Origin of the sequence: Paenibacillus sp. MAEPY2, from assembly GCF_000499205.1 — a bacterium.
Taxonomy (GTDB): domain Bacteria; phylum Bacillota; class Bacilli; order Paenibacillales; family Paenibacillaceae; genus Paenibacillus; species Paenibacillus vandeheii.
The window spans coordinates 1-6,896 of record NZ_AWUK01000080.1 but is presented as its reverse complement, the minus strand read 5'-3'; the positions used below and the strand labels follow the sequence as shown (position 1 = coordinate 6,896).

Below are 6,896 nucleotides of genomic sequence, written 5' to 3'. Positions count from 1 at the left end.
AGACGGAGATTAATGATCTGTTACTCAGTGCGCTGTACCTTGCAGTGCGGAAGCTGACGGGTGAGCTGAAGCTGAAAGTGAACTTGGAAGGCCATGGACGGGAGGATGTGCTGGAAGGTATCGATCTCAGTCGCACCGTGGGCTGGTTTACGACGCTGTACCCGGTTCTGTTGGAGGGAGAAGCGGAGGACGAACTTTCGACCACCATCAAACGAGTGAAAGAAGGATTGCGCAAGGTACCGCATAAGGGCTTCAGCTATGGAGCGCTGAAATATGTGGCCCGGATGCCGGAGTTACAGGCGGAGAAGAAGGCTCCAATTCTATTTAACTATTTGGGAGAGATCGGAGCATCTGCAAATTCCGGATGGGTTCATGCTTCGCATTTTAAACCAGGAGAAAGCATGGGCGATCATGTTGCCCGCACTAATCCGATTGAGCTGAATGCAGCCATCTATAACGGAAGCCTGACCCTAAGCACAACCTATACCAAGGCTGCGTTTTCAGAAGAAATGATTCTTAATTTAAACCAAAATTATATCGAGGCGCTTGAACAGGTGGTTCAGCACTGTGTCAACAAAGAACATGCAGAGAAGACATCTTCCGACTATGGATTTAGTGATTTGTCATTAGAGGATCTTGAAGATTTATTAAGCGAGTATGAGCTGATTGAGGATTAATATCTGTCTATTCCATCGCATTATAACCCAGCTTAGGTACGATCCAATAAGGAGATGATATCGGTCCATGAAGGCAAAAGTCGAGAAAATTTACCCATTATCCCCGATGCAAAAAGGAATGCTGTTTCATGCGCTTGAACATCCGTCCGAAGATGCCTATTTTGAACAAACGTTACTCGATATACGCGGGGAGATTCATCCCGAAATTCTGGAGCAAAGCTTCAATCAGTTGCTTGAACGACATGAAATATTGAGAGCGTCTGTTCATACCAAGTTGGAGGAACCCGTTCATGTTGTACTTGCGAAACGGAGCATCGGGTTTACCTTTCAAGATCTGCGAGGCAGGTCGGACGATGAAATTGCTGCCTTGATGCAAGATTTTATGGTGAAGGATCGTGCAAAAGGATTTAATTTGTCCAAGGATGGCCTGCTTCGAATTGCTTTGATTTGTACCGGTGAACAGCACTTCCAGATGATTTGGACGTTTCACCATATGATACTGGACGGCTGGAGCATGGGCATTCTCTTCAACGAATTACTGGATATATATGCTGACAGATCCAATGGCCTACAATCTGAGATGGCAGATACCCGGCCTTATAGCAATTATATGAAGTGGCTCCAGCAGCAGGACCAGGAAAAGGGGCTTGGTTACTGGGATCATTATCTGTCCGGATACAGTGAGAAGACTGGGCTGCCTGCAACAAACCGACCTACAAGTGACATGCCGTTTTCCAGAAACGAGAAGAAAATCGAGTTTTCTCAAGCTCTCACTACAAAAATGAAAGAGATGGCGCAGAAACATGCCGTGACACCCCACACCGTCATTCAAGCGATGTGGGGGTTTCTGCTCGCCAAATATAATGATAACGAAGATGCTGTCTTTGGGACCGTTGTATCTGGGAGGGATGCAGCTGTTGATGGCATTGAGAATATGGTTGGTTTGTTTATCAATACCATTCCTACACGGGTCACCTTTTCCGGAGAGCAATCATTTGTAGAGCTTATGAAAAAGATTCAATCGGACGCACTGAGCAGTCAGGCGTATCAATATTTAAGTCTGGCCGAAGTGCAGGCCCGCACTGAACTGAAGCATGATCTGCTTGATCATGTCGTTGTGTTTGAGAATTATGCTCTGGATACGAGGAAGATGGCGGAGAGATCCAATCTGGGTTTTGAAATCAACGAGATCACTGGAGAGGAACGAACTAACTATCCGTTTACGATGGCTGCTGGACTTGGGGAGAAATTGACGCTGCTGCTCATTTATGATGAACATGTTTATGAGTCGGCTCTGATGGATCAGATTGAGAAGCATATGAAAGCGATTGTCCATCAAATTACATCAGATGAGAGTATCCAGATCCAGGACATTACGCTGGTTGGAGACGATGAAATTCCGATGCTTGAGAGGGTTTCAAATGGGGCTGTGACGGATTATCCCAAATGGAAAACCATTCCTCAGCTTTTTGATGAACAAGTCCAGAAGACACCACATGCCACCGCCCTTATCATGGATGAAGCCCATATCACCTACCGTGAATTGCAGGAAAAAGCGGAGCAAATGGCATCCCGGTTGTATCAATTTGGGCTACCTGAACATGCGGTGGTAGGAATGCTGGCAGACCGATCGGTAGATATGATCGCGAGCATACTTGGGATTCTGAAAGCAGGGGCAGCTTATCTTCCCATGGACCCGAGCTGGCCGGAAGAAAGAATAAGTCATATGCTTCAGGACAGCAGGGCTGCGATGCTCCTGACTTCGCCAGAATGGATCAGCCAGGCACCGCCTGATTTTCCGTGGTTACCGCTGAATGCCGACTACATGGATCCTATGGCTGCGGTCATGGAAATGGCAGCTGCCACACAGGTAATGGAAGTGAAGCCCGACAAGGAGAGCCGCATGGATGATCTGGCATACATGATCTATACGTCTGGCTCCACCGGATTGCCCAAAGGCGTAATGATCTCTCATGCAAATGTCATTCGGGTTGTATGTGAGACGGACTACATCGATATTTGCCCGGAAGATCGGATATTGCAGCTTTCCAATTATGCGTTTGACGGATCGGTTTTTGATATTTTTGGCGCACTTTTGAACGGAGCCAGTCTGGTTCTGCTCAAACAGGATACGGTTCTGGACACCCAAGCGCTCGCTGAGGTTATCGTGCATGAGAAGGTCACGGTTTCTTTCATGACGACCGCACTGTTTAACCTGCTTGTTGATCGTGAGCCGGAGTGTCTTCGCGGCTTCCGCAAAGTTTTGTTTGGGGGCGAGCGGGCATCCGTAGCCCAGGCCAGGAAAGGACTGGACATTCTCGGCCCGGACCGACTGATTCACGTATACGGACCAACAGAAAGTACGGTATTTGCTACAGCTTATCCCATCCGTTCCATCGATACAGGGGTCACCAACCTTCCCATCGGAAAACCGATTGCCAATACCTCTGTCTGGGTGATGGACCGGTACCATAATCCCGTTCCAGCTGGTATTCCGGGTGAATTATGCATTTCCGGAGATGGTTTGAGTCTGGGGTATTTGAATAACAAGGAACTAACCGATTCTCGATTCGTTCCACATCCCTTGCTTGAGGGAACACGGATGTATCGAACAGGGGACCGGGTACGCCGGCTCCAAAACGGAGATATTGAGTTTCTCGAACGCTTGGACCACCAGGTTAAATTGCGCGGTTACCGCATTGAGCTGGGCGAGATTGAGCATGTTCTGCTGGAGCATGAAGGGATTCGCGAAGGGATCGTAGTGACGAGAAAAGATGCAGCCGATCAGGACATATTGATTGCCTATCTAAAGGCTGATCCAGAGTTAACGTCTGCCGGGATTCGTACGTATGTATCGGAGCGCCTGCCGGACTACATGGTCCCTTCTTATTTTATCCTGCTCGATGAGCTTCCCTTAACTGGAAATGGGAAGATTGACCGCAGGGCGCTGCCTGAGCCGGCAGATTGCATGGATCACTTGAAGCATGACCAATATGAAGCACCAAGTACGGTGCTGGAAAATCGCATTTGCACGATATGGAAAGAAATTTTGGGAGTGCCCATTGCGGGGGTTCATGATCACTTCTTTGAGTCCGGCGGTCATTCACTTAAAGCGACAGCACTGGCATCACGAATTCACAAAGAGATTCAGGTGATGGTGCCGATTCGACAGCTTTTCCTTGCTCCAACCATCCGAGGGATTGCCAATTACATTGAATCTGCTGCCAAAGAGGACTTTCTTTCCATCCAGCCGGCCGAATCAAAGCTCTATTATGCACTCTCTTCTGCTCAGCGCAGACTTCATATGCTTCATCAGATTTCGGATACCGGAACTTCATATAATATGCCTGCAGTGATGAAGGTATCTGGCAGACTAGACGTAATGCGATTTGAAGAGGCATTCCGGCAATTGGTGCAGAGACATGAGTCATTCAGGACGTCCTTTGTCATTGTGGATGGCGAACCCGTCCAACGAATTCATTCAGATGTTCCGTTTGCTGTTGAACATATTGAACGGGGAAGCCGATCTCTGGAAGAAACGCTTTCCGATCGAATTCGCCCATTCGAGCTGGACAAGGCCCCGTTAATGCGGATCGAACTCATGAAGATCAGTGAACAGGAACATGTAGTGGTGATGGACATGCATCACATTATCGCAGATGGTGTGTCAACGGGGGTGCTTGTTCAGGAGTTCCATGAATTGTATGAGGGGAAAACTCTGCCTGAGCTGAAGTTACAGTACAAGGATTATTCGGAGTGGCAAAAGGATTGGTTTAACAGTGAAGGACTCAAGACACAGGAAACCTACTGGCTAAATCGATTCGAGGGAGAAATTCCGGTCCTTCAATTGCCGACAGACTGGCCAAGGCCGCAAGTTTATTCTTTTAAAGGAAATCGGGTGCAATTTTCATGTGACGAACAGCTTACACGCGAACTGCATCAATTGGCCAGAGATCATGAAGCGACATTATATATGGTACTGCTGGCTGCTTATACAACTTTACTTTCCAGATATTCAGGACAAGATGACATTGTTGTGGGATCTCCGATTGCGGGGCGCAAACACGCAGATCTCCAGCAGGTGATCGGTATGTTTGTTAATACACTTGCTATGCGGAATTATCCTGTAGCAAAACGGTCCTTTAGTGAGTTCCTTGGAGAAGTGAAGGAAAATGCATTACAGGCTTATGAAAATCAGGATTATCCGCTTGATGAGCTCATCAACAAGCTTCATGTCTCAAGAGACAGAAGCAGAAACGCGTTGGTGGATACGATGTTTGTGCTGCAAAATCTGGAGCTTGAGCGTACATCCGGACAACAATGGGGTGATTTACACGTTGAGCCTTATGAGACGGAGCTGCCTATTGCCAAATTTGATCTGACCCTTGCTGCGGTCGAACAGAATGGCCGCCTTGAGTTTGAACTGGAATATTGCAGTGACCTGTTCTCCCTTCAAACGGTTGAAAACATGAGCCAACACTTTATTCAATTATTAAAAGGGGTATTAAGCAATCCCCACGGCAAGCTGGGTGAGTATGAAGTTGTATCTGAGGAAGAGAAGCAGATACTACAGCATGTTTATAATGATAACGCCCGCTCTTATCCGCTGCACCAGCGGGTATACGATTGGATTGCGCAATATGCTGTACGGACACCTGATCAGGTTGCGGTTGTCCATGACGGCAGAAGCATGACCTATCATGAACTGAATGAAGCGGCGATTTTCCTTGCAGACCGCCTGCGTCAGCGTGGTGTAACCAGAGAAACGGTCGTTGGTATTATGATGGATCGGTCTGTAGAAATGATTGCGGGCATTCTCGGAATTATGAAATCGGGAGGGGCATATTTACCACTGGACCCATCAACTCCGGTTGAGCGAATCCGTTACATGCTTCGGGATAGCGGAGCAAGACTGGTTGTGACCCAGAGCCATTGGACGGAGCAGCTCCGGGCTGCTGATTCCGAATGTGTGCCATTCATTCTGGATGAGGCAGCATTGAAGGATTGGAATGCTGCAGCATCGCTTCAAATTCCGTCTGTGGCTGATTCGGCAGCGATGACAGCAAGTCCTGACGATTTGGCATATATTATCTACACATCAGGCTCCACGGGTCAGCCAAAGGGGGTACAGGTTGAGCAAAGCGCCTTGACCAACTTCTGTTGTGGATATATAGATGCTTTACAGTTAACAGAGAAAGACCGGGTTGCAAACTATCTTCAAATGACCTTTGACGCTTCTATAAGTGAAATTTTCCCGGCATTGATGTCAGGGGCGACGCTTCATATCATTCCGGCCGATCGGAGACTGGATCTTTCGAGGCTGGATGAGTACGTAAAGGAGCATGGAATAACGGTTGCAACGCTATCTTCCAAGGTATGTGAATCCTTTATTGAATTGCCGAACTCGTCGTTGCGTTTGCTTGTCTCGGGGGGAGAACAGCTCAAACTTCATGCCCTTCCGAATTACAGGCTGATCAACGCTTACGGGCCGACGGAAAATACGGTGGTTACCACTCTGCATGAAGTCCATTCCTTAGAGGCTGTCATTCCTATAGGCAAGCCTTTTACTAATACAAGGGTTTTCATTTTAAATGACTGTCTTCAGTTCTGTCCAACAGGCGTGACGGGAGAGATGTACATCGCGGGTCAAAGTCTGGCAAGAGGTTATTTGAATAACCCAGAACTGACAGCCGAAAAATTTGTGGACAACCCGCATGAACCTGGCGGCAAAATGTACCGGACAGGTGATCTGGTGCGCTGGCTGCCTGGTGGTAACCTGCAATTTATGGGGCGTACCGATCAACAGGTGAAAATCCGTGGCTATCGGATTGAGCTTGGCGAGATCGAGCAGCAACTGCTGAAACATCCGGCCATCCGGGAAGCAGCGGTTCTGGCTCATCAGGACCCGCAGGGAAATGGGGCGTTATGCGCCTATGTTGTATCCGAAGGCGAGGCAGTGTGGACAGCCGCTACCGTTCGGGACTGGCTGGAAGCGGAATTGCCGGATTATATGATCCCCGCATATGTCGTGCAGCTGGAGCAGCTGCCGCTGACGTCCCATGGCAAGCTGGACCGCAAGGCGCTGCCGGAGCCGGATCACCATCTGCCTGCCGGACCGGAGACGGAAGCACCGCGCAACGAGGTGGAGCGCATACTGGTGGACGTGTGGCGTGACGTGCTAAACATGGAGGAGCTGGGTATCAATCACCAGTTCTTTGT

At 48.6% G+C, this 6,896-nt stretch carries 2 protein-coding genes; both read left to right on the top strand.

All coding sequences use genetic code 11. The features are described from left to right. Nucleotides 1-677, top strand: a 677-nt coding sequence (locus P364_RS0134160; RefSeq protein WP_024634448.1) for a condensation domain-containing protein, incomplete at its 5' end; no start/stop codon positions are given. 67 nt (nt 678-744) lie between these two features. After that, nucleotides 745-6,896 (top strand): non-ribosomal peptide synthetase (locus P364_RS0134155; RefSeq protein ID WP_024634447.1); only part of this gene is annotated, 6,152 nt, incomplete at its 3' end.